Source organism: candidate division TA06 bacterium B3_TA06 (assembly GCA_005223075.1).
Taxonomy (GTDB): domain Bacteria; phylum Hydrothermota; class Tepidihabitantia; order B3-TA06; family B3-TA06; genus B3-TA06.
The window spans coordinates 261675-283231 of sequence record NJBO01000001.1; the positions used below are offsets into that span (position 1 = coordinate 261675).

18 protein-coding genes and 1 pseudogene are annotated in these 21557 nt (G+C 53.7%); 10 read left to right on the top strand and 9 right to left on the bottom strand.

Translation table 11 applies throughout. From position 1 onward, the window contains the following. Positions 1-128 precede the first annotated feature (128 nt). Positions 129-1106, top strand: coding sequence for a hypothetical protein (locus tag CEE36_01280; GenBank protein TKJ44403.1), 978 nt, complete (start codon positions 129-131; stop codon positions 1104-1106). A 483-nt stretch (positions 1107-1589) separates the two neighbouring features. Here the strand turns inward: CEE36_01280 and CEE36_01285 are convergent, their stop codons facing one another. The 5 genes and pseudogenes from CEE36_01285 to CEE36_01305 all read right to left on the bottom strand — a co-directional run bounded on the left by CEE36_01285 (position 1590) and on the right by CEE36_01305 (position 5644). Next, positions 1590-2066: a hypothetical protein gene (locus tag CEE36_01285; GenBank protein ID TKJ44404.1), complete on the bottom strand. Its 477-nt coding sequence runs from the start codon at positions 2064-2066 to the stop codon at positions 1590-1592. A 163-nt stretch (positions 2067-2229) separates the two neighbouring features. Next, positions 2230-3328 (bottom strand): annotated as a pseudogene (locus tag CEE36_01290) (peptide chain release factor 2). 2 nt (positions 3329-3330) lie between these two features. Beyond that, the gene (locus tag CEE36_01295) at positions 3331-3639 is read right to left on the bottom strand and encodes a 50S ribosomal protein L31 (protein TKJ44405.1); all 309 of its coding nucleotides are present in this window, start codon (positions 3637-3639) and stop codon (positions 3331-3333) included. Between the two features lie 144 nt (positions 3640-3783). Beyond that, entirely contained in the window at positions 3784-5037 is a 1254-nt protein-coding gene (locus CEE36_01300; protein ID TKJ44406.1) for a transcription termination factor Rho, read from the bottom strand. Positions 5038-5137: 100 nt separating this feature from the next. After that, complete coding sequence (locus CEE36_01305) at positions 5138-5644, bottom strand: hypothetical protein (GenBank protein ID TKJ44407.1); 507 nt, start codon at positions 5642-5644, stop codon at positions 5138-5140. 51 nt (positions 5645-5695) lie between these two features. On the opposite strand from CEE36_01305, the gene CEE36_01310 reads away from it, so the two are divergent. Both CEE36_01310 and CEE36_01315 read left to right on the top strand, forming a co-directional pair. Beyond that, a complete protein-coding gene (locus tag CEE36_01310; protein TKJ44408.1) occupies positions 5696-6808 on the top strand; it encodes a hypothetical protein in 1113 nt (370 codons plus the stop codon). 139 nt (positions 6809-6947) lie between these two features. Further along, the gene (locus CEE36_01315; protein ID TKJ44409.1) at positions 6948-7922 is read left to right on the top strand and encodes a hypothetical protein; all 975 of its coding nucleotides are present in this window, start codon (positions 6948-6950) and stop codon (positions 7920-7922) included. Between the two features lie 132 nt (positions 7923-8054). Here CEE36_01315 and CEE36_01320 read toward each other — a convergent pair whose 3' ends face one another. From CEE36_01320 to CEE36_01330, 3 genes are all read right to left on the bottom strand, one after another. Further along, the gene (locus tag CEE36_01320; protein TKJ44410.1) at positions 8055-8600 is read right to left on the bottom strand and encodes a hypothetical protein; all 546 of its coding nucleotides are present in this window, start codon (positions 8598-8600) and stop codon (positions 8055-8057) included. Positions 8601-8603: 3 nt separating this feature from the next. Next, complete coding sequence (locus CEE36_01325; GenBank protein TKJ44411.1) at positions 8604-10652, bottom strand: hypothetical protein; 2049 nt, start codon at positions 10650-10652, stop codon at positions 8604-8606. 178 nt (positions 10653-10830) lie between these two features. Continuing rightward, positions 10831-12081, bottom strand: a complete 1251-nt coding sequence (locus CEE36_01330) for a hypothetical protein (protein ID TKJ44412.1) — start codon at positions 12079-12081, stop codon at positions 10831-10833. A 499-nt stretch (positions 12082-12580) separates the two neighbouring features. On the opposite strand from CEE36_01330, the gene arcC reads away from it, so the two are divergent. The 4 genes from arcC to CEE36_01350 all read left to right on the top strand — a co-directional run bounded on the left by arcC (position 12581) and on the right by CEE36_01350 (position 16878). Beyond that, entirely contained in the window at positions 12581-13531 is a 951-nt protein-coding gene (arcC, locus tag CEE36_01335) for a carbamate kinase (protein TKJ44413.1), read from the top strand. Then, entirely contained in the window at positions 13528-14751 is a 1224-nt protein-coding gene (locus CEE36_01340; GenBank protein ID TKJ44414.1) for an asparagine synthetase B, read from the top strand. The genes arcC and CEE36_01340 overlap by 4 nt, the downstream gene beginning before the upstream one ends. Beyond that, positions 14748-15623: a hypothetical protein gene (locus CEE36_01345; GenBank protein ID TKJ44415.1), complete on the top strand. Its 876-nt coding sequence runs from the start codon at positions 14748-14750 to the stop codon at positions 15621-15623. The genes CEE36_01340 and CEE36_01345 overlap by 4 nt, the downstream gene beginning before the upstream one ends. 571 nt (positions 15624-16194) lie before the next feature. Then, entirely contained in the window at positions 16195-16878 is a 684-nt protein-coding gene (locus tag CEE36_01350) for a hypothetical protein (GenBank protein ID TKJ44416.1), read from the top strand. A gap of 81 nt (positions 16879-16959) precedes the next feature. Here the strand turns inward: CEE36_01350 and CEE36_01355 are convergent, their stop codons facing one another. Next, positions 16960-17520, bottom strand: coding sequence for a hypothetical protein (locus CEE36_01355; GenBank protein ID TKJ44458.1), 561 nt, complete (start codon positions 17518-17520; stop codon positions 16960-16962). Positions 17521-17654: 134 nt separating this feature from the next. On the opposite strand from CEE36_01355, the gene CEE36_01360 reads away from it, so the two are divergent. The 3 genes from CEE36_01360 to tdh all read left to right on the top strand — a co-directional run bounded on the left by CEE36_01360 (position 17655) and on the right by tdh (position 21521). Next, a complete protein-coding gene (locus tag CEE36_01360) occupies positions 17655-18524 on the top strand; it encodes a hypothetical protein (GenBank protein TKJ44417.1) in 870 nt (289 codons plus the stop codon). Positions 18525-18636: 112 nt separating this feature from the next. Next, positions 18637-20277 (top strand): hypothetical protein, encoded by a 1641-nt coding sequence (locus CEE36_01365; protein TKJ44418.1) that lies wholly within the window; start codon positions 18637-18639, stop codon positions 20275-20277. Positions 20278-20381: 104 nt separating this feature from the next. Beyond that, on the top strand, positions 20382-21521 hold the full coding sequence (gene tdh / locus CEE36_01370; GenBank protein TKJ44419.1) for an L-threonine 3-dehydrogenase: 1140 nt from the start codon (positions 20382-20384) through the stop codon (positions 21519-21521). The last annotated feature ends 36 nt before the right edge of the window (positions 21522-21557 follow it).

Consider the following 21557-nt stretch of genomic DNA (forward strand, 5'->3'; position numbering starts at 1 on the left):
GGGTCGCCGTTTGACAAAACGGCGGGTGGAGGGGAAAGCACAGTAGCAACTATTACCCCTCCCTCGACGGGAGGGGGTAGGGGGAGGGTGTAGTATTGACCACCTTGCTTCCTTGCATACAATAAACCATGCCAAAAGACGCGGGCGAAAAGCTGCCCGATCCGAAAGAATCTAAACAGTGTAAGTTTATACATCGGCACAAAAGGTGCGATATGCCAGCAGTATTCCTTGAAGATTACTGCTGGGATCATCTCTCTAAGGAAGCTAAGGGTAAGTATAAGCATAAAATTGAAAATTGGGTTAAAGGAGGGGGTTCTCTCGAATATGCAAACCTGCAACATGTTGATCTGCAAGGCGCTAAGCTTTCCGGGGCTAACTTCCAGAATGCAGACCTATTCGCAGCGAATCTTTCCCATTCGATTTTTGGTCAACTATTAGCAGTTGGCAGTATTCCATCGGGACTTAGACCAGCTAACTTCAACAATGCGAGACTCGCTAAAGCTGACTTTTTTAACACAGATTTCAAACTTGTAACGCTTAAATACGCTTCATTATATGAGACAGAATTTGATGGCATCTCAAATTTAACTTGGGATAAAATCGAGAAAGTAAAAGAAGAAGACGAGAAACTATGGGAAAGAGCCAAAGACATTTATCTCCGTCTTAAGAACTATTTCCATCAAGAAGGTAAATATGACGATGAAAGCAAAGCTTACTACCGTGAAAAACTCATGGCCAAGAAACAGGCTTTTGTTGAAAAAAGGAGATGGCGAGGTATCCTTCTTGCGCTTTCACAAGCTCTTACTGGCTTTGGAGAGCACTGGTGGAAGACAATGCTGTGGGCGTTGGGGGTGATTACTCTGTTTGCGGTGATCTACGGAATAGGACACGCCACCGGGGCATTCCTGTTTGACTTCAAGCCTACGATGATGCCCTCAATCTTCCAGTACTTCTACCTCTCGGTCGTTACCTTTGCGACCTTAGGTTTCGGGGATATAACCCCTTTGAATCCAGCGGCGCAGATTCCGGTGGTGATCGAGGTGATTATGGGCTACGTGTTCCTGGGGCTGATTATCACTATTATTGCGAGAAGGTTTGGTAGATAATCCCCCCGTCCTTCGGACACCCCCCTTATCAAGGGGGGCTAAGCCCTCACCCCAACCCTCTCCCAGAGGGAGAGGGGGACTGTCGTTGCGAGGACGGCAGACCTGCCGGACGAAGCAATCTCATAACTTTTCACCCCCTCCCTACCCTCCCCCATCAAGGGGGAGGTGGAAAGGAACGGCATCGAATCTACCCCTCCCTTGACGGGAGGGGGCAGGGGGAGGGTGACGAGAAGTACTCAAACCTGACACGAAAGACAGCCTCCGGGGTCCCATACGATTCGCCGTCAGCTGTGAGCCGTGAGCTGTCATTTGTCCACCTTTTGGGTAGCTTTTGTCCAGCTTTTGACCAACTTTGCCCGGTCTGGTGTCCATCTTTTGACCAACTTTTGGCCAGCTTTTTTTCACCCCAGACGTATGCTTCACCCGACGGGGGTACAGGCGCATCCGTCCGTGGACCCAGGGAGAATGCAGGCCAGGAAATCCTCAGGATTCTTTTAACCCCTTGATTTTTCGTAACATAGCGTCGTGGTGCGAGCCAGGCCAGAAGATTTTATTGCATCGCGGACATCTCCAGAAACGCTCCTGGGTCTGATAGGTAAAAAACGGGACCTTGCCCTTAACTTCAGTCTTATCAATAACTTGCAGCACAACGTTGCATGCGATGCATCTTGAAAACGGCTCAGAATTCGTCAGGATTTTATACAACTCTTCAAGCTGCTTCAACTGCTCTTCAAGAATCTCGCTTTCGATGAATACAAGTCGTTCATTATCAAGGCCTTGCCTGCGGGTGAGGAGCATCCTTCCTTCACTCCTTGCTTGTTCCAGTAACTCTTCTGATTTGCGTCCCTTAACGTACTCCGCGTCCCAGCCCAGAACCCTGAGCCACGTGCTGAGCTTACCCAGCATGGCGTCAACGAGAAAGCGGGGTTTGGAGTTCATCGCTATGATTGTAACTCGCATAGGGAAGAGGTCAAGGTAACCGGGCCTTCACCCTCCCCCTACCCCCTACCGTCAAGGGAGGGGATTTAATGCTCCTTTTCGCCTACGCGAAAAGATCGCAGGGTATGATTTTTGTACGCTTCGTGGGGGTACTATTTCTTGGATGGTGTGTTACGGGTGTGTGTTACGGGTTACGGGTGTTACGGGTACGGGCTTGCCAGAGCAGGGTGGCGGTCAAAAAATCCTCGATCTCGCCGTCCAGAACCGCGTCGGTGTTGTGTTCCTCGTGGCCGGTGCGGTGATCCTTGATCATCTGGTAGGGAAAAAGCACGTATGAACGAATCTGATGTCCCCAGGCGATCTCGGTCTTTTGTTCCTCCAGTTTCTCGCGCTCCCTGGCCTGTTTTTCCTCCTCATGGGCGTAAACACGTGCGCACAGGATCTTCATGGCGTTTTCCTTATTCTGGTGCTGGGAACGCTCGTTCTGGCACTGCACCACGATGCCGGTGGGTATGTGGGTGATGCGAACCGCGGTTGAAAGCTTGTTGACGTTCTGCCCGCCGTGGCCTGATGCACGGAAGGTATCGATTCTGAGGTTGTCCAGATTGATTGTAACCTCAACCTCCTCCATCTCAGGCATCACGAATACGGATGTAAATGATGTGTGGCGGCGTCTTCCGGAATCAAATGGAGAAATCCTGACCAGCCGGTGGATGCCTGATTCGCCCTTGAGCATCCCGTAGGCGTACTCGCCTGAGACCTCGATGGTTACGTCCTTGATGCCCGCAACGTCGTCGGGCTGCAGGTCCAATACGTTCGCTTTGTAGCCCTTGCGCTCGAAGTAGCGCATATACATGCGCAACAGCATCTCGGCCCAGTCGCAGCTCTCCACCCCGCCTGCACCCGGGTGGATGGTCATGATCGCGGTTTTGGCGTCGTTTGGATCGGAGAGCACCAGGGAGACCTCAAGTTCGCGCAGCTCCTTTTCGGCTCGATCCAGGGTTCCTGCCAATTCTTTTTGGGCCTGTGGGTCGTCTGCGAACATCTCCATGAGTTCGTCGGCTTCGCCTACATCGTGTTCCAGACGCTCAACCGTCTCCAGGATTCGCTCGATACGCGCAAGCTCAGACATTTGCTCGCGTGCCTTGCGTTGATTGTTCCAGAAATCGGGTGCGGATGCTTGTTCCCTCAGCCCCTCACGCTTCGCTACAAGCTGGGAAGGGTCAAAGAAACTCCTTTATCTTTGTAAACTTCTCGGCAAGCTCGGCGATGCGTTCCTTCATCGTTACTTCTTGGCGGCTCTGGTTCTTTTGGCTTTCTTGGCCTCCGCCTTCTTGGCTGCCTTCTCGGCTTCGAGCTTTGCCTTCTCGCTGGCGGTCAGGATCTTGGTGGCCTTGGTCTCGCCGAAGCGACGGCGGTAGCGCTCCACCTGGCCCGCGCTGTCGATTATCTTTGTCTTACCCGTGTAGAAAGGATGGCACTGCGAACAGATATCCACCCTCATCTTCTCCTGCGTGGAGTAGGTCTTGTAGGTAAATCCGCAAGCACAGCGGATGGTTCCCTCTACATACTTTGGGTGAATCTTTTCCTTCATTCTACCAAATCTCCTTTGCTCATCTTGACCTTTGGCTCGCTATAGCACCAATTATAGTTGATTTCCTTTACTGCGTCAACCTGTTGCCCTTTTCTCTTGGCTTCTTCCACCCTCATTACCTCCCCGGGCCAACGCCAAGATTAGCTATTCGTTCATCGCGTCCAGGAACTCTTCGTTGTGCTTGGTAAGCCTCATCTTGTCGAGTATGAACTCCATCATGTCCACCGGGCTCATCTCGGCAAGGATCTTCCTTAAGAGCCACACGCGGTTTAGCTCGTGGTCGGTTAAGAGAAGTTCCTCTTTCCGCGTCCCGGATTTCTGCAGATCAATCGCCGGGAAAACACGACGGTCTGCCAGCCTGCGGTCAAGCACCATCTCGTTGTTGCCTGTGCCCTTGAACTCCTCGAAGATCACCTCGTCCATGCGCGAGCCTGTATCGATCAGGGCGGTTGCAAGGATAGTAAGCGAGCCGCCTTCCTCGATGTTGCGAGCAGAACCGAAGAATTTTTTAGGCTTACGCAAAGCGTTTGAATCCAATCCGCCGGAAAGGGTCTTACCGGAGTGAGGAATGACCATGTTGTGGGCGCGCGCAAGGCGGGTGATGGAATCAAGAAGAATCACCACATCCCGCTTGTGCTCCACCAGCCTCTTCGCCTTCTGCAGAACGATCTCGGCCACCTGGACATGACGTTCCGGTGCCTCGTCAAAGGTGGAACTTATCACCTCGGCCTTGACCGAGCGCTCCATGTCGGTTACCTCCTCAGGGCGCTCGTCTATCAGTAGAATGATGAGTCCTATCTCCGGATGGTTGCGTGTGATGCTGTTGGCTACCTTCTGAAGTATTACCGTTTTGCCGGCACGTGGTGGTGAAACTATCACCCCGCGCTGTCCTTTACCTATAGGGGTGAAGAGGTCTATAACTCGGGTGGTGAAGTCGCTGTCGTCCGGGTTCTCCAGGTGGATGCGTTCGGTGGGATAAAGCGGCGTGAGACTATCAAATGGAACACGGCTGCGGAGCTCCTCAGGTGGATCGCCGTTGACCTTTTCTACCTTAACTACAGCGAAGAACTTTTCGTTATTCCGCGGCGGCCTGGCGCGGGCTGTAACCGTGTCGCCCGACCGCAGCCCGATGCGCTTGACCTGTGCGGGTGAGATGTAGATGTCGTCCTGACTGGGCAGATAGCTGTAGTTGGGCGAGCGCAGGAAACCGAATCCTTCGTTAAGTATCTCAAGCACGCCGGAACATTCTACCAGCCCGTTCTCCTGTTCCTTGCTTTCGGCTTTGAGAATGGCTTTGACGAGGTCGTCCCTCTCCATCTCAAGGGTCTCTATCTTGAACTTCTTCGCGATCTTTTGAAGATCGACTATCTTTTTTTTGCGCAACTCTTCGAGTTCCATGAGCCTCCCTGTCTGGGGGGTTAGTTAAGAAGTTTTCTCCTTGGACAGCATAATTATAAGTTAATTATTCACCATGTCAAGCCCTTGGGTGGACGGTCAATTATGCACCAACCAGGTCTTTATCTTCGTCCTTACAGTTGTAAAGTTTGGTTCCGCATCCCTTGCAGTTCTCATCGTACCAGGTGAACCGGGTGCCGCACGTCTGACATGACCAGCGGGTGGTCTGTTCTGCGAGCCAGGCCTCGAGACCTTTCTCTTTGATATCCTTGAGGTTCTTGAACACAACCGAGTGGTGGGGTAAGTCGTCGCTGCGGAAATCTGATATCGTCTTGCAGGGGTAGGAGTCGCACTCGAAGCAGAACTCGACCCCTTTCTCCCGCGCACACAGCCTCATTCCGCAGTCAGCACAGAATACGGCGGTGACATCGGTCTTGCAGCCCATGCAGCGCAAGTCTTCGGGCTTGCATTTCTCCATCTCGGCGGCCTTTTTGATCCACTCCTCGTCGGCGCGCTCGTTAGCTACCAGTACAGCACAGGCACCGCAGTTTAACCCGCAGTAGGTGTCGTATCTTGCTTTCATCCATCCTCCTTGTCGGTTATGGTCCATTCTGAATTTTGGAAGCTATGTTAATCTTGTCTTGGTGCTTGTCAAGTCAGGATCGCCAGAGGGCAAAAAGTAGCCTCGCTGGGCGAATCTGATGCCCGAAGGGGACACTCTGAGGTTCGCACTATATGCTTGACATATGTCGCTCTGTTTCTACAATCCATTAGTTTAAATAAAATCAGGAGGAGGCCTGTGTTCAGATCCAAGATCGGTTTCGTTTTCTCCGGCGGGGCCGCGCGTATCGCCCAGGAGTGTGCCCTTACCAAGGCCCTCATGGAGGGGTTGACACCCTCCGGGCGAAAGATTCGCCCCGACGTGGTGGCTGGGACAAGCTCAGGTGCTTTGAACGCCGTGGCGGTTAATGCTATCCTGAAGACAAAGGACGGCAAAGCGGGCAAAGGTATGAGCTGGGAGGACTACAAGAAGATTCTATTCGATCTGGATGACGGCAAGATCTTCGACATAACGCCCCGCGGGCTTGCAAGGATCGTCCCCCGCAACATCCCTGAAGGGTTTATTCTTGACACCGCCCCTCTGCGCAGGCTGCTTGAGGAAGTGCTTCAAGAAAAGATGGGGTTTCGGAGCCTTGGGGACCTCTATCTGCCTACCTACATCTCGGTGGTGGGGCGCGATACTGGCAAGACACTAAGGCTCTACAGCCGCGACCCTGACCCTCGAATAAGAAAACTTCCGCTTCTGGACGTTCTTATGGCCAGCACCGCCATTCCGGTGGCTTTTAAGCCTCGAGAGATCAAAGGACTCAAAGGAAGTTTCTTCGACGGAGGGGTAGGGCGCGACGGCATCCCGGTGGAGGCGATGGCCGCCGAGCACTGCAGAGAACTTTACATAATCTCAAGGATGCGCGGCGATGAGACCATGACCGGCGTGACCGTATTCAAGAAAAGAAGACCCAGGGTGCCAAAGATCCTTTTGAATGTCCTCCTTGCAATGGAGTACCTCATAGATGCCCTCTTCGAGAGCGAGCTTGACCGCGCCCCGCAGATAGCACGGCGCGCGTTCCTGTATCTGCCGAAGCTTTTCAAACAATATCCGCTGCTTGATTTTTCCACCCAGCGCGAACAGTACGAGGAAACCCTGGAATGGGCCAAGAAGCACGACCCGGTTGAGATAAAGAAGCCTAGAAAACGCTTCCTTGGGTTGTTCTAAATCCAGGTCTTTGATCTGCATCTCAGTCTTAGGGGATAAGCTCAGAAGCCTTTTTTATGCGTCGGTTACACTTGACAAAACCTTGATTCTGCTTAGAGTAGATTGCATAATGATCTAGATAGATATCAAAGGAGAGGCTATGGCTACAAAACGAATCGCTTTTTGCATCACAGGAGGAGGAGCGCGCATCTCTCAGCAGGCGGCGATGTGCGATTTTTTGATAACCGAAAAAGGAAAGGTTCCGGAGGTCCTTTCCGGAACCTCGGCAGGAGGGCTTCTTACCGTTGCGGTTGATTCCATACTGGCCGAACGCTGGGGTTGGGACGGACTCAAGAACATACTCTGGAACGTGAAGAACGACGAGATATACAGGAATATCCCCGTATTAAAGAAGGCTGTTCTTATCCTGTGTAAGCGTTTCGCTGCATGGTACGAGACCTCACCAGAACGCGAACTCTTCAGGAAGATGCTGAAAGAGATCAAAATCAATAAACTCAAGGAGCTTAAGAGAATCTGCTACATCTGCGGTGTGCGAAATCAAGACGGGCATGATACACGCTGGTATAATCGAGATAAGAATCATGGTGAGCTTAAGATCGAGGATGTGCTCATGGGGACCTCGGCCATACCATTCAAGTTCCCGCCCCAGGAGGTACCTTACAACTCGGGACCATACTATGTTGACGGCGGGGCCGGGCGTGACTTCTCGCCGCTTGAGGTGCTTTTTGAACATCCATTGGACGAGATATACATCATGACCCCTGGCCGAAGCAAGAACCCACCCAAGATCAACTCACAGTGGATCGTGGACAACGTCTACGCGGCGGTGGATCACATGTTGAACGATCTCTTTGACCTGCAGGTTGACTACTACCCCAGGCTTGACCCCCAGACCGACTACTACGTGATTCAACCGGTCTTCGAGTATCCCTTCGACCCCATTGACTTCGAGAAGGGTTTCGAGCAGTACAAAGCAACCTGGAGATGGCTGGAGAAGAACTTTGATAAGATCAAGCCCCAGCCCTCGGACTGGCCGCCCAAGAGACATAAAGCCAAACCTGGGATAGAGACGATCTTGAAGCTCATGGCGCGCCGCGAAAGCAAAAGGAGGTGAATGAAGCGAAGAGGTTCGTATTGCGCAAAGCCTGATAATACAGATCAACTTAGCATGTAGTGCGAACCTTCAGGTTCGCTAGCGAGACTGAAGTCTCGCACTACGTGTTAGATTTTCCCTTCGGGGTGAGAATCAGGAACGGTAGTTTGCCCGGATGGTGAAGCCAAAGACCCCCTGAAGCGGTGTGAGCAGTGGAAAGGAGTAGGTGGCCTGAGCGCGAAGCAGGAAGTGCCTTGATAGGAAGAAAAGTCCTGCCATCTCGGCGTCAAGATTGAATCTAATAGGATAGCGATCCTTCTCCTCCTCAATGTAGTAGCTGAAGCGGCGAAGTGATGGCCCCAGGCCCACAGCGCCCTGAAGGGTTCCTTCCTGGTTAAGGACAAACAGCCTATACTCGACCAGAAGCGCAAGATGCTGGTCGCGGAAAAGGGTCTGACGGCTCTCGCTGCGCCAGAACGTTTCGCCATAGACCATTATCACATCAAACCCCTCACGCCCAGCGTAGTAACCGGCTTCCGACTCAACCCGCCATCCGCTCTGGATCACCGAAAGGTTCTGAAGTCGGGCAGAGGGTTCACCTCCAAGGTAATGACTGCTTCCACCGCCAACGCCGACCGCCCAGCTGGCGGCAAAAAGTGGCTGGGTGAGGAGAAAAAGAAAAATGGCCCTGGTGTTCACACCTTAACGTCCGAAGAGCGCGTTCGTCCAGCTAGGCTTGGCCGGGGCTTGGCCTCGACCCAGCATCTCCTGCCACGCCTCATCGGTCAGTCTATCTGCCATCGGCTGCTTGAACTCGTAGTAGGTGTATGTTCCACCCTGTGCCACGTATAGTTTGCCTCCTATCTCCACCAACACGTATAACCGCGCCGGATCGCCTGAAGCTTCCTGGAGCACCTGGCTTGTGTTTACGTCGGTGTGCACGTCGGCAACAAGCGCCATGCGTTCGTCCGCCTCGCCTGTGACAACCTCACCCAACCTGCGAGGCATGTAGGAAAGGCGTCCCGCAACGTTCCACAGCCACTCGTGTTCATCCGCAGTCAAAGCTTCACCATAGGCCTGCTTGCGGGCCAGGGTATCCAGCCTATTAAGCGTCTCTGCAAAAGAAAGGTAGGTATCCCTGATTGGATTATCATGATCTTCGTTTGCAGAGAACTCGGCGATTGTCCGTGCGCAGGAGGCCATCTGAGCGTAAAGCTTGGAAGCTTGCTCAACCACCGCAAGGTGCAAGGGCGGCGGCGGGGTCTCTTCGTCGCCGGGCGGAGCCGCCATGCCAAGAGCGGTGTAGCTCTGCTTGGCATAGAGGATCGCATCGTGGCGAAGCTCGGCCCACGACGCAAGCGCGGTCGTAAGCTTCTTGCGATCCCAGGCCTCTTCATCGGCCTTCGCAGGGGCATCCGACTGTTTGTAGGCTGCAAAAAGCTCGAACCAGCGGTAGTAAACCGAGGAGCGCCGCTCTGCTGCCGAAAGCGACGCATACCAGCGGACCATCTTCTCGAACTGCTCATCGTAGCCCGTGTATTCCGTATCGCCCTCGTCTTTGAGAATCTTCAAAGCCTCTGTCCAGCGGAGCACCGCCATCACGTCAAGGCCTCTGGGGAAAACGCGCATCGGGCCCAGCTGGGTCATCCCCCAGGTGAAGGGCCTGGGGTCTCTGCTGCCCTGGTAGGTCGTCACCCTGTCTGCGACAAGCTCGGTGAAGATGTAGGAGTCCGGCACGAACCGCTGGGGCATGAACCGCACCGATAAAGGCACCTCGATGGGTTCCTGGCCGGGATAGAATGCGGCCATCTCCGAGAGTATCTTAGGCTTGATGTTCTTGTGGAGGTAAGCTGCGAATTCCCGCATTCTTATCTCGTCTTCGATTATATCGGCAACTACCTCTTTGCCGAAGAACTCCCGCGCCTCTTCCAGCAAAAGCCCGGGTGTTATATCCTCTGCCGCACCGAAGAAGAACGCGGTCGGCTCGTAGATCTCCTCCCAGAGCTGGGTTAGATTGACATCGCCCTCAAGATGCATGGAGAGGAGGAGTGCCGTTTGCAAAGGAAGCACGGGGTCGCTTCCCTCCTTGGGAACGTGCAACGGCAGCCTCCCGTACCACATCATGGCCTTGAAGTAGCGGCGGAAATCATCGGATCGGGTGTAATGCCCGCGCGGGACGTACTGCGAGTAATCCTCCTTAACCCCGGGAAGGAAGGCGATCTCCTGAATGCCCTTGTGCGCCTCGATTCTGGCAAGCTCCTTTGCGACGAACTTTTCGATATCCTTGGGGAGCTCAACCTCCTGACCAAGCAGCCGGGCTCCGACCGCGAAGTAGATATACTCCGCCTGAACCGCTTCCTTTAGACCACCCGAAGCCCTCTTCCAATCCTTATGAGCCTTCTGGAGCATGCCGGCGGTGAGCTGCTCAAGTTTGGGAAGAAGTTCTTCGATCTCCATTATGCGCACGGTGTAGTCTACCATAAGGTGAAGGGTATGGAAGCAAAGGTCGGCTGAGATGAACATCGGGGTTTGTGGCGACTCGGTGTAGTCGGAGTAGACGTCGTAGATGGTCTTGTAGCCCGTAGGCTGCAGGACGAAACCGATGCTGTCGATCTTCGTAAATTCGGCCTCTGCCAGCCGATAGCTAAGTTCGGGCTGGGCCTCTTTCGGGTTGAAGCCCTTGAGTCTCCCCGCGTAAGTCATGTTGACTCCGAGGGTTAGGGTTAATGCAAAGATTGCCACGCTACGCATACTTCCTCCTTTTCTATTCACACTATACTTGGGGATACAGGTGAGTCAAGCGGGTATTTCATCACCCCACACGATTGCTGCACACTCGTGCGGGGACCCCGAAGCGGCCAGAGGCCGCTTTCTTGCGATCTTTACCCTGTCGGGTCGCAAGCGTCGTCCTCCGACGAAAGGAGCATTGTCACTTTTTCTTGGGCTTAGTGGATTTAGGTTTAGCCTTCCGCTTCGCCTTTGGCTTTTCTAATCCCTCCGGCGGCGGGCCGACGATTTCTATAAACCTCTTGCGGTAAGGCGGCTTTTGCAACGGTGCAAGGTCGGGGTCTTGCCAAGCGTGAGCTGGATCAAAATCCTCTGTTTTTTCTTTCCACTCCTTTAAACTCTCTAAAGCTCCATCATATTCACCCAACCTGGCCTGGGCACAAGCAAGATTGTAGTAACCTATTTTACCTTTAGAGAACTCAACCGCCTTTTCTGCGCTTTCCTTGGCCTTCTTAAACTTCTCCATCGCTTCCTCACTCTCACCAGCTTCAAGCAGCTTAGCACCCCAATTACCCAAAGCACTGGCTCGATTGCCGTAGGCTTTAGCATCGTCAGGCTTCAGCCTTATCACCTCATCGTAGACCTTCAACGCCTCATCGTAGCGGCCAAGGTTACTTAAAGCTACCCCTTTGTTGCCGTAGGCTTTAGCATAGTCAGGCCTCAGCCTTATCGCCTCCTCGTAGGCTTTCAACTCTTCCTCATAGCGGCCAAGCTCGCCTAAACAATAGCCCTTCTGGAACCACGCATAGGCATTTTCTGGTTCCTTTTCTATTGCTTTCTCAAAGTGCTTTAAAGCTTCCTCATAGTTCTTTTTCCCAAGTTCCAGCTCACCAAGGAGAATCTCCGGGGTTATCTTATCTTCCAATGTACCAACCTTGGACTCAACTTCATCAAGTCTCTTCATTGTTTCTTCTATTTTTGCAAGATACTCTTCCGCTCTAGAGGCGCACTCTTCGGTTTTCTTCGTGAATTCTTCCGTCTTCCCCCTTTCCTCTGCCGCCTTAAATCTTTCCTCTCTGGCTTTGTGTAACTCGCCTCTTGACTTATCAATTTCGTCTCTGGCCTTCTCCAACATATCCCTTACTTTCCCCACCCTCGCAAAACCCAATGCAGCCGCCAAAACGCCTAAGATTCCAACAACACCAGCCACTACGCTAATGATAATGGTTGTATTCCTTGCCCCTGCTTCATAGGCACGAGTGAGTCTTTCGCCCAAATCAATGGGAGTGTTAAATTGAACTAGGGAGTCGAAACGCTCTTGGGTTCTTTCAAGTTGTGCCTGGGTTTCTTTAAGCTCCACCCTCAACGAGTCAATCTCGGCGCGCAGGGATTCCTCCACCTGCCCCACCAGCGGGATCGCGAAAAGGGTAACAAGAAGCGCCCAGTTCCTCATAGTAAAAAACAATACATATTAACGACACTTTGTCAAGCCCACCCGTAACACGCCCTCCGTCATTGCGAGGAGCGATCCCAGGGACAGGCTGGAGAGCCTGTCCTACACGAGTTCGTAGGGGCCGACCTTGAGGTCGGCCCGCACTTACTCCCTCACCCTTACCCTCTCCCGAAGGGAGAGGGTATAGACCATAGGCGCTGACACGGAAGACATATGAGATCGCCGCGCTCCCTGCGGTCGCTCGCGATGACAAACAGGTAGGCGGCCTTCCATTCCTGCGATCTTTTCTCCGAAGGAGAAAAGGAGCATAAAAAATCCCCTCCCCTGGTGGGAGGGGATAAAGGGGAAGGGGTTAATGTGGCACAGGCTCTCCAGCCTGTGCATATTATGTAAACGGACAGGAGCACCCGACCGGGGCACGTGAGTCCGTTCCACATCATTCATCGCTGCGTTCGAGCAGGGTATATTGACCCCACGCGTCTAATCAATACAATTCAGGGTGGAACGCAGTGCGGTAATAGCGCTGGGCGGGAACGCGCTGGTAAAAAAGGACGCAAGGTTCGCGTCGTTCGAGGATCAGCGCGAGGTGGTGGAGGAGACCGCCCGCCAGATTGCACAGCTCATGGCCGAGGGCTGGCGCGTGGCCATAACCCACGGCAACGGCCCGCAGGTGGGTGATCTGCTGTTGATCTCTCACATGGCGCACGAGACGCAGCGCGAGATTCCCCAGATACCGCTGGACGCGGCCAACGCCTCGACCCAGGGCTCGCTCGGATACCTCATCGCCCAGGCGGTGCGCAACGCACTTGCAACCAACAACACGAAAAACGAGATAGCCGCAGTGGTGACCCAGGTGGTGGTGGATAGAGCCGACCCTGCGTTCCGCAACCCGACCAAGTTCGTAGGGCCTGCATACAAAATCGAGGAGGCCAACGAGCTGTCCATCCGCCTGGGGTGGCGGATGAAGGAGGACCGAGGCCGCGGGTGGCGCAGGGTGGTTGCCTCGCCAAAGCCTCGCGAGATTGTGGAACTACCTGTTATCAAACAACTTATGGAAGCTGGGGTGTCGGTGGTCACCGTCGGCGGAGGCGGGATACCGGTAGTTAAAGAAGGAGATAAGCTTAAAGGAGTGGCCGCAGTTATTGACAAGGATCACGCATCCTCGCTTCTTGTAACCGGCCTTGAGGCGGAGCTTCTCGCGATTATTGCCCCGGTGGAGCACGTCTACACCGACTTCGGCAAACCGACCCAGCGCCCGCTCGATCGCCTGAGCGTAGGGGAGGCAAAAAGGCTCATGGCAGCCGGGCAATTCCCACAAGGCAGCATGGGACCGAAGATCGAGGCCGCGATAAGCTTCCTTGAGGCGGGCGGCAGTAACGTGCTTATAACCGATCCGCCCAACCTGATCAGAGGGATAGTAGGAGAGACCGGAACAAGGATAAAGCCATGAGGTTTATCTTGATGCTGGCGATCTCAGGCAAGCTTCTGATCCCTATGGATTTATCCCAGACCAATCACCTGAAAGCCTACGGTATAGCCTATCATGCGCTGGCGCGCGGGGAGAAGGTCGAGTGGCTCCTGAATTACCGGGGCGGTTCGTTCCTTGTGGAGAGTTCGAAGGAAAGTGCAAAGGAGTGTCTTCTTGCAGGGGTCAGGCTCGTGGAGGTAGACATCGGTGCAGAGGCGGCGATCCGGGCTACCATCGAGGAAAGCAACATGAACGCGGTTCTTTTAGAGAAGGCACCCAAGGTCGCGGTTTACGCCCCCCCTACCGCCGATCCGTGGGATGACGCGGTCAGGCTGGCTTTGGAGTACGCGGAGATTCCATACGATGTGCTGTGGGACCCCCAGGTGCTGGCAGGAAAGCTTGCGGATTACGACTGGGTGCACCTGCACCACGAGGACTTTACCGGTCAGTACGGTAAGTTCTACTATAACTACCACAACGCCGATTGGTACAAGGAACAGGTGAGGCTCAACGAGGCGACCGCAAAGAAGTTGAGGTTTGAGGGGGTTCCCGAACTGAAGCTGGCGGTGGCAAAGGCGATCAAGCGCTACGTTCTCGAAGGGGGGTTCCTGTTTGCCATGTGCTCGGCAACCGACACCTATGACATCGCCCTGGCGGCTGAAGCTACGGATGTGGTGCACCAGATCTTTGACGGCACCCCGATGGACAAGAACTGCCAGAAAAAGCTCAACTACTCGAAGACCTTTGCGTTTGAAAACTTCCAGTTGGTGACCGATCCCTACCGGTACGAGCACTCCGATATCGACGTAAGCGAGGGTGCGGTGGTCCGAGGCCAGGAAGCGGTGTTCGCGCTGTTTGACTTCTCTGCCAAGTTCGATCCGGTACCTTGCATGCTTGTGCAAGACCACACCGCACTTTGCAAGGAGTTTTTGGGCCAGAACACCGGCTTCAACCGCACTCTCATTAAACGAGACGTGCTGGTACTGGGCGAAGTTAAGGGAACGGAGGAGGTAAAGTACATCCACGGCAACCGCGGTGAGGGGACGTTTACCTTCCTTGGCGGGCACGACCCCGAGGATTATGCACACCGGATAGGCGATCCACCTACCGAGCTTGAGATTTACCGGCACTCGCCAGGATACAGGTTGATTCTAAACAACGTGCTCTTCCCGGCGGCGGAGCGCAAGCCCTTAAAGACATGAAATCCGATCCTCGCTGCATCCCGTGTTTAGTGCGCCAGCTTGAGCGCAGCGCAAAAGCCCTCCACCTGCCCGCCGACGAGTTCGATGCCTTGATTGCCAGAGCGAGGAAGGAAGTGGCGAATATCCCCCTCAGCCTGCCGCCCAACATATACTCCACTCGGCTCTTGGAGATGATCTATCGCGATGGAGCCGATCCTTACAAAGAGGAAAAGGCCCGGCACAACCGGGAAGTGGCGGACATTCTGCCGCTTGTGAGGAGAATGGTAAAGCGATCGGATAATCCTAAACGGACGGCTTTGCTCGCCGCATCCCTAGGCAATATCATCGATCTGGGTACAATAGAGCACATAGATACAGGTGAGATAAAGGAGTTCTTGGAGAATGCGACCTTTGAACGCGATGACAGCCCTGAACTCCTGAGAAAGGTGGAGGAGGCCCAGAGTATGGTCTACGTTGTGGATAACGCAGGCGAGGTGCTTCTTGACAGCCTGTGTGCCGAGATTCTGGGTGTGCCGCAGACGATATTCGTAGCCAAGGAATCTCCCATCCTCAACGACGTAACCACAAGAGAAATGATAGAGTTAGGATTTTCCACAGAGAAGGTAACAAGCACCGGCACAAACGATCTGGGCATAAACTGGGAGACGCTTAATCCCGAAGTAAGGCAACTTATGCGCGACGCTGACGTGGTGATTGCCAAGGGACACGCGAACTTCGAGAGTTTTATAGACGGGCCGCAGGAGGCGTTCTTGCTTCTCAAGATAAAATGCGAAGTCGTAGCCGAGAAGATCGGCGAGGATTGCGGCTCGCTCGTGTGTATGCACTATTTACCCCAAAAGAATGCTTCGCCTTCTTTCGGGGACCCCGAATAGGTAATTTGAGGGCTCCTGTATTACAGTTTCGCTTGCCGCCAAAGATAAGAGCCACGCGGGGACCCCGGATAATTTCTCCATCACAAGCGAAGGAACGCGGTATCGGGGTCCCCACAAAGGCGCGGAGCGGCTTTGTGGGGTAAATAGCTTGTAGTGCGAACCTTTAGGTTCGCTTATATTTGCGGGCCGACCTGATACCCAAAAGGGCACGCTGAGGTCGGCCCCTACTGTTAATGAATATTCCCTCACCTCTGCCTCCTGCCAGACGGTGGCACTTCGTCTCCCAAGGGGCGAGGAGTGTAGTCCCTCTCCACTTGGGGAGAGGGATTAAGGGTGAGGGTAAATAATCCCACTCCCTTAACGGGACAGTGTGCCCCTTGAGTGCCTGGTGCACTCATAGGGTAGGGGGTAGGGGGAGGGTGATCTGGAGTGCAACAACCGCGTTGTTGCCTTTAAGTTGGCTTAAAAGATAAAGCCCTCATCTCGGGGTCCCCGTGAAGCTGCGCAGCAGATTCATGGGGTGATAATCTTGACTTCTCCGCTATTCCCATTATCCTTGCCGCCTAAGCTCATGAGAATCATCCTCTTTGACATTGACGGCACCCTGCTCAAGGCCGGTGGGATCGTTAGGGAGGCGATGGGCGATGCTTTAGAAGAGATTTTTAGCACACGCGGGGGGATAGCCGAGGTATCGTTCATAGGCGCAACCGACCTGGGGGTTGTGCATGATCTGATGGGGCAGGAAGGCTTCACCGAAGAAGAAATCAACCGGCGTTTCCCAAAACTGATTGAGACATACGGTCGGATAGTCAGGGAGAAACTTTCAACCTGGGAGAAGTTCATCCTCTGCCCCGGAGTCCCCCAGATACTGGAAAAGCTTCAAGGGCAAGGGGCACTACTGGGTCTTGTCACCGGCAACTGTCAGGTGGGTGCCGCGGTAAAGCTCGATAGAGGCTCGCTTACCGGATATTTCAGCTTCGGCGCGTTCGGGGACGAGACCACCGACCGTGCCCGGATGTGTGAGTTTGCCCATAAACGAGGTGAGAGGGAAGCAGGGGAGCAAATCCCAAAGGAGAGGGTAATCCTGGTTGGTGACTCGCCAAACGACATAACCGCCGCTAAAGCGTACGGCATCCGTATGTTGGCCGTCTCAAGCGGATGGATTGGCGCTGAGGAACTGTCCAGACACAATCCGGACTGGCTTTACCCTGATCTATCTGCCACAGAGGAGATTCTAGGGCTGCTCCTGTCCTAAATAGTAGGGGCGAGGCATGCCTCGCCCCTACTAAACTCAATAAAAGATAGAAAATCTGCGTCAATCTGCGTAATCTGTGGTTTAAAACCTTCTCACCTTAAACAACATGGCAAGCGAGAGGTAGTAGAGGAGCGGGGTACGATCCAGAGGCATCTTTTTGAATTGGCCCGGGATAAGTGTATGGAAGAGTGCCTTTTCTATAAAGAAGTGAGGTAACAGCAAGGAGGTAATCTGAGGAGGGCTAAAGCGGTGAAGGTGGAGGTTCTGAAATCTCAGCCATCCGGCGAACGTGGTGTCGCCCCGGATGCGCTCGCAGGGTACGACGATGACAGCCGTTCCTTCGCATCTCAGAACGCGACTCATCTCCCCTATCGCTCTCACAGGATCTGGAAGATGCTCAAGGAGGTGGACGCACAGCACCTTATCAAAGAAACCATCCGCGAAAGGCAAATTGCCTGCATCGGCTTCGATCAAGTTAACTGGAGATCCTCTCTGCTTACCCACCTCGATCGCCTCATGATCGGCGTCCACCCCCCAGAGTTCAACCCCTTTTCCAGCGTAGCCTTCGATTCGGTAACCTGAAGAGCAACCTACCTCCAATAGCTTTTCACCGGGTTGGGGATCAAGCAGCTTATCAATCATCCTCGCCTCGGCCACACCCCAGGGCAGAAACTCCACCCCTCTGCGGCGCAGACGATGAACGGAAGCCATAGGTAATTTTACACCTCACCTTTCACTTAGCAACTTGACAGGCAACGGTTAGATGTTATTATTCGATGTCAGCCAATCACCAAGGAGGAAGTATGTTCAAAAAACGTCTTCTGCTGATAATAGCAGGAGTAGCATTTCTTCTCCTGCAAAACGTCGCTATGGGAATCCCCCTGCCGGAGAAGAGAGAGCTAATCTACGATGACGGCGATGCTGAGTGTGGAGTCGCTCCAGCGTATATGGGTAACATATTCGCGGTTAGGTTTACCCCTCCAGAGGGGAAATGGAAAATCAAAACCGCTGTCTATTACCTCTATATAGCCGGGTCTCCCTTTGAAGTAAGAATCTTTGATGATCATTCGGGTTATCCCGGTGACGATCTCCTTGAGTACCTCGAGATTGCCCCCGAACACAATAAATGGTATTATGTTGATCTTGAACCGTACGACATCTGGGTACGGGGAGATTTCTATACAGGTTTCGAGTCCCTGGATACTACCATCGCTACCACATTTTTAGGTGCCGACTGGCCAAATAACGGAAGAAGCTGGGAGTATACCAGGAGCAATGGATGGTGGACTAATTTTGAAGACTCGTATACCTACTTCATACGAGCAATAATCACCAACGACGCCGGCATCGAGGAAGAATTAATTCCTAAGCCGAGTTTTGGTTTTATATGTAATCCAAACCCCTTCTCTGCATCAACCGCGATCAGCTACGCGCTGCCGCAAGCCTCTCGAGTAACCGTCAGCATCTGGGATGCCAGTGGGCGATGCGTGCGTATCCTGATCGATGCCAATCAGGCTGGCGGCAACCACTCGGTCGAATGGGATGGCGCGGATAATGCAGGCTGTTTACTGCCGGCTGGGGTCTATTTCTCAAGGATTGAAACCGACCACTCCACACTCACACAAAAGGTGGTGCTTGTCCGGTAACCCGTAACCCGTAACACACCCGTAACACACCTTACCTCCTTAGGATACAGGAACAGCTTGACAGCAGGCCTTTTTGAACTAGTATCTAATCCGAACGAACAAAGGAGCAAGCTTGAAATATCTCACAGCCTCAGTGTTAATTCTGGCCATAATACCTGCTGTATTGATCGCGGGTACTGACCACTCGACTGTCAACCTTGAGGACCCTGAGCTGTACGCACAGGGGTATATCACCGTCCGCTTTGCCGATGGCGTGGATCTCGACGGGATACAATCCGCACTGGCTGTCACGGGAGCGGTAGAGGTTCGCAGGATCGAACAACTCAACGCCATCCAGCTCACCATCCCGGATGAAGCGGACATTCGAGATGCACTCAGCTACTACGAGTCGCGCCCCGACGTTCTCTACGCCCAACCGGTAGCTATCCGCCGGGTCCTCTGGACCCCAAATGATCCACTTTTCCCACGGCAGTGGCACTTTGATCGAGATCACATCAACATGCCAGCCGCGTGGGACGTGGAGCGGGGTTCTTCCAGTGTGATAGTCGCTATCGTGGATACCGGAATCGCCTACGAGGACTATCCTATCCCTGAATATGAAGCAGGTGAGGTTACCTCCAGCGACGACTACTACCACATGGCCCCGGATTTCACCGCTTCACAGTTTGTTGCTGGATATGACATCGTCCACGATGACGAGCATCCAAACGATCAGTGGGGGCACGGTACTCACGTAGCCAGCACAGTGGCGCAGGCCACCAACAACGGGATCGGCACCGCCGGTATGGCGCCGGACTGCAAGCTTATGCCGGTCCAAGTAATGAATTACACCGGCTCAGGATACGACTTCTGGATTGCGGATGGAATCACGTGGGCCGCAGATCACGGAGCCGACGTGATCAACCTCAGCCTCGGCGGAGCTCCGGGCCAGTCCTCAGAAATCGAACACGACGCCATCATCTACGCCCAGAACAAAGGGGTGGTCATTGTCGCCTCCGCAGGCAACAGCTCTGCCGGCATACTCAGCTATCCTGCCCGCTTCGAGGAGTGCATAGCGGTCGCCGCCACAAACTACAACGACAAACGCGCCTACTATTCACAATACGGAACAGGCCTCGACATCTCAGCACCCGGAGGTGCCACCTATGAGGATAAGAACAGCGATGGCTACCCTGACGGTGTGCTTCAGTGCACCTACTTGGAGTTCGCAGACCCATATCATGGCAAGCTAGCCGAGGTGGATGAGTTTGCTTATCATTTCTGGCAGGGCACCTCGATGGCTGCACCACACGTGTCCGGGCTGGCAGCACTTTTGATCAGCCACGGGATTACCGGGGTAGATAACGTAAAGGATGCCATCTACACCACAGCCCGTGATCTCGGCACATCCGGCTACGACAAGGTTTACGGCTGGGGAATGATTGATCCCGTAGCGGCACTGGACTACATCCCTGTCGCCATTCATGAAGAATCGGCACCGGAAATCGTCTCGGTCTCCTCTCCTGGTCTCTTCTCGAACTCAACACAAATTAACTACACTCTTCCCGCGGATGGTCAAGTAACCCTTACCGTCTGGGACGCCACCGGCAGGCGGGTCAGAACCCTGGTTGATTCCCATCAGGCTTCTGGTACCCACTCGATCCAATGGGATGGTACAGACGATAACGGACATCCCTTATCCCAAGGCGCCTACTTCTACCGCATCAAAACCTCTCAATCATCACTCACCCAAAAGGTCATCTTCATCCGATAGTTGTAGGGGCACGGCATGCCGTGCCCCTACATTTAAACCGTAACCTTGACATCTGCGGTCTCTTTCGGTAAGATAGCAAAGATTTTTGAAACCATGGAGATACTGTGGCAAAGATGAAAGCGGTCGTTAAGGTTAAGCCTGAGAAAGGCGGTGCCGAGCTTGCCGACGTTGATGTGCCCACTCTTAAGCCGGATGAGGTGCTAATAAGGGTCCAGGCCACCTCGATCTGCGGCACCGACGTTCATATCTACGAATGGAACCCCTGGGCGCAGCGCAGGATAGGCGAAAAACGTCTACCCCAGATCCTTGGGCACGAGGTTGCAGGCGAGGTAGTCGAGGTCGGAGCGTCGGTGCGTAGTATAAAGAAAGGCGATTATATCTCCTCGGAGACCCACATCTACGATCCGGGTGATCTTACCTCACTCTTGGGCCAGCGTCATATAGGCGAACACATGCAGATACTTGGCGTTGACCGCGACGGGGTGTTCGCCGAGTACGTGATGGTCCCTGAAAGGGTCTGCTGGGTAAACGACCGCTCGATACCGCCGGAGTTTGCAAGCGTGCAGGAACCGTTAGGCAACGGGGTATACGCTGTGTTGGGTGAGGATGCAGACGTTGCAGGCAAGAGCATGGTTATCGTGGGCGACGGCCCAACGGCACTTTTTGCAACCGGTGTCGCCAGAGCGTGCGGCGTGGCGAAGATCATCCTTGTAGGTTATTCTGATTTCAATATGGATATAGCAAAAAAGATGGGTGCGGACTATATCCTTGATATAAAGAAATCGACCATGGAGGAGCGTCATCAATTCATATTGGAGCAGACCGATGGCTACGGGGTGGATATCTCCCTTGAGATGGTGGGTGGTGAGGTTCCCATCACCGAGGCGTTCACCCATCTGCGTAAGGGGGGACGCCTGACTGCATTCGGCATAACAACCGAGGCAGCGGTGCCCGTAGATTACAACAACTGGATTGTGTTCAAGGGCGCTCAGATCCACGGCATCAACGGCCGCAAGGTATTCGACACATGGTACAGGATGCGTGGACTGCTCGCAGGCAAAAGGCTTGACATCTCTCCAGTGATCACTCACGTGATGGCGCTCGAGGCGTACGAGAAGGGTTTCGAGATGCTTCTAGCAGAGCCCAGGTTGGCGGCAAAGATCGTGCTTTTCCCGGATCATGGTGAGCTGAAGGCGGCCAGGGAACGTCTGGCTGAGAAAAAGGACATGCCAGCGGCAGACTGATGGAATGATCTGATATTGTTAAGTAAATCGACAGAA

Excerpts from the sequence above, each read along its gene's own strand:
- CEE36_01280 (TKJ44403.1), top strand. The coding sequence starts at position 129 with ATGCCAAAAGACGCGGGCGAAAAGCTGCCCGATCCGAAAGAATCTAAA.
- CEE36_01285 (TKJ44404.1), bottom strand. The coding sequence starts at position 2,066 with ATGCGAGTTACAATCATAGCGATGAACTCCAAACCCCGCTTTCTCGTT.
- CEE36_01295 (TKJ44405.1), bottom strand. The coding sequence starts at position 3,639 with ATGAAGGAAAAGATTCACCCAAAGTATGTAGAGGGAACCATCCGCTGT.
- CEE36_01300 (TKJ44406.1), bottom strand. The coding sequence starts at position 5,037 with ATGGAACTCGAAGAGTTGCGCAAAAAAAAGATAGTCGATCTTCAAAAG.
- CEE36_01305 (TKJ44407.1), bottom strand. The coding sequence starts at position 5,644 with ATGGACCATAACCGACAAGGAGGATGGATGAAAGCAAGATACGACACC.
- CEE36_01315 (TKJ44409.1), top strand. The coding sequence starts at position 6,948 with ATGGCTACAAAACGAATCGCTTTTTGCATCACAGGAGGAGGAGCGCGC.
- CEE36_01325 (TKJ44411.1), bottom strand. The coding sequence starts at position 10,652 with ATGCGTAGCGTGGCAATCTTTGCATTAACCCTAACCCTCGGAGTCAAC.
- CEE36_01330 (TKJ44412.1), bottom strand. The coding sequence starts at position 12,081 with ATGAGGAACTGGGCGCTTCTTGTTACCCTTTTCGCGATCCCGCTGGTG.
- CEE36_01340 (TKJ44414.1), top strand. The coding sequence starts at position 13,528 with ATGAGGTTTATCTTGATGCTGGCGATCTCAGGCAAGCTTCTGATCCCT.
- CEE36_01345 (TKJ44415.1), top strand. The coding sequence starts at position 14,748 with ATGAAATCCGATCCTCGCTGCATCCCGTGTTTAGTGCGCCAGCTTGAG.
- CEE36_01350 (TKJ44416.1), top strand. The coding sequence starts at position 16,195 with ATGAGAATCATCCTCTTTGACATTGACGGCACCCTGCTCAAGGCCGGT.
- CEE36_01355 (TKJ44458.1), bottom strand. The coding sequence starts at position 17,520 with ATGATTGATAAGCTGCTTGATCCCCAACCCGGTGAAAAGCTATTGGAG.
- CEE36_01360 (TKJ44417.1), top strand. The coding sequence starts at position 17,655 with ATGTCAGCCAATCACCAAGGAGGAAGTATGTTCAAAAAACGTCTTCTG.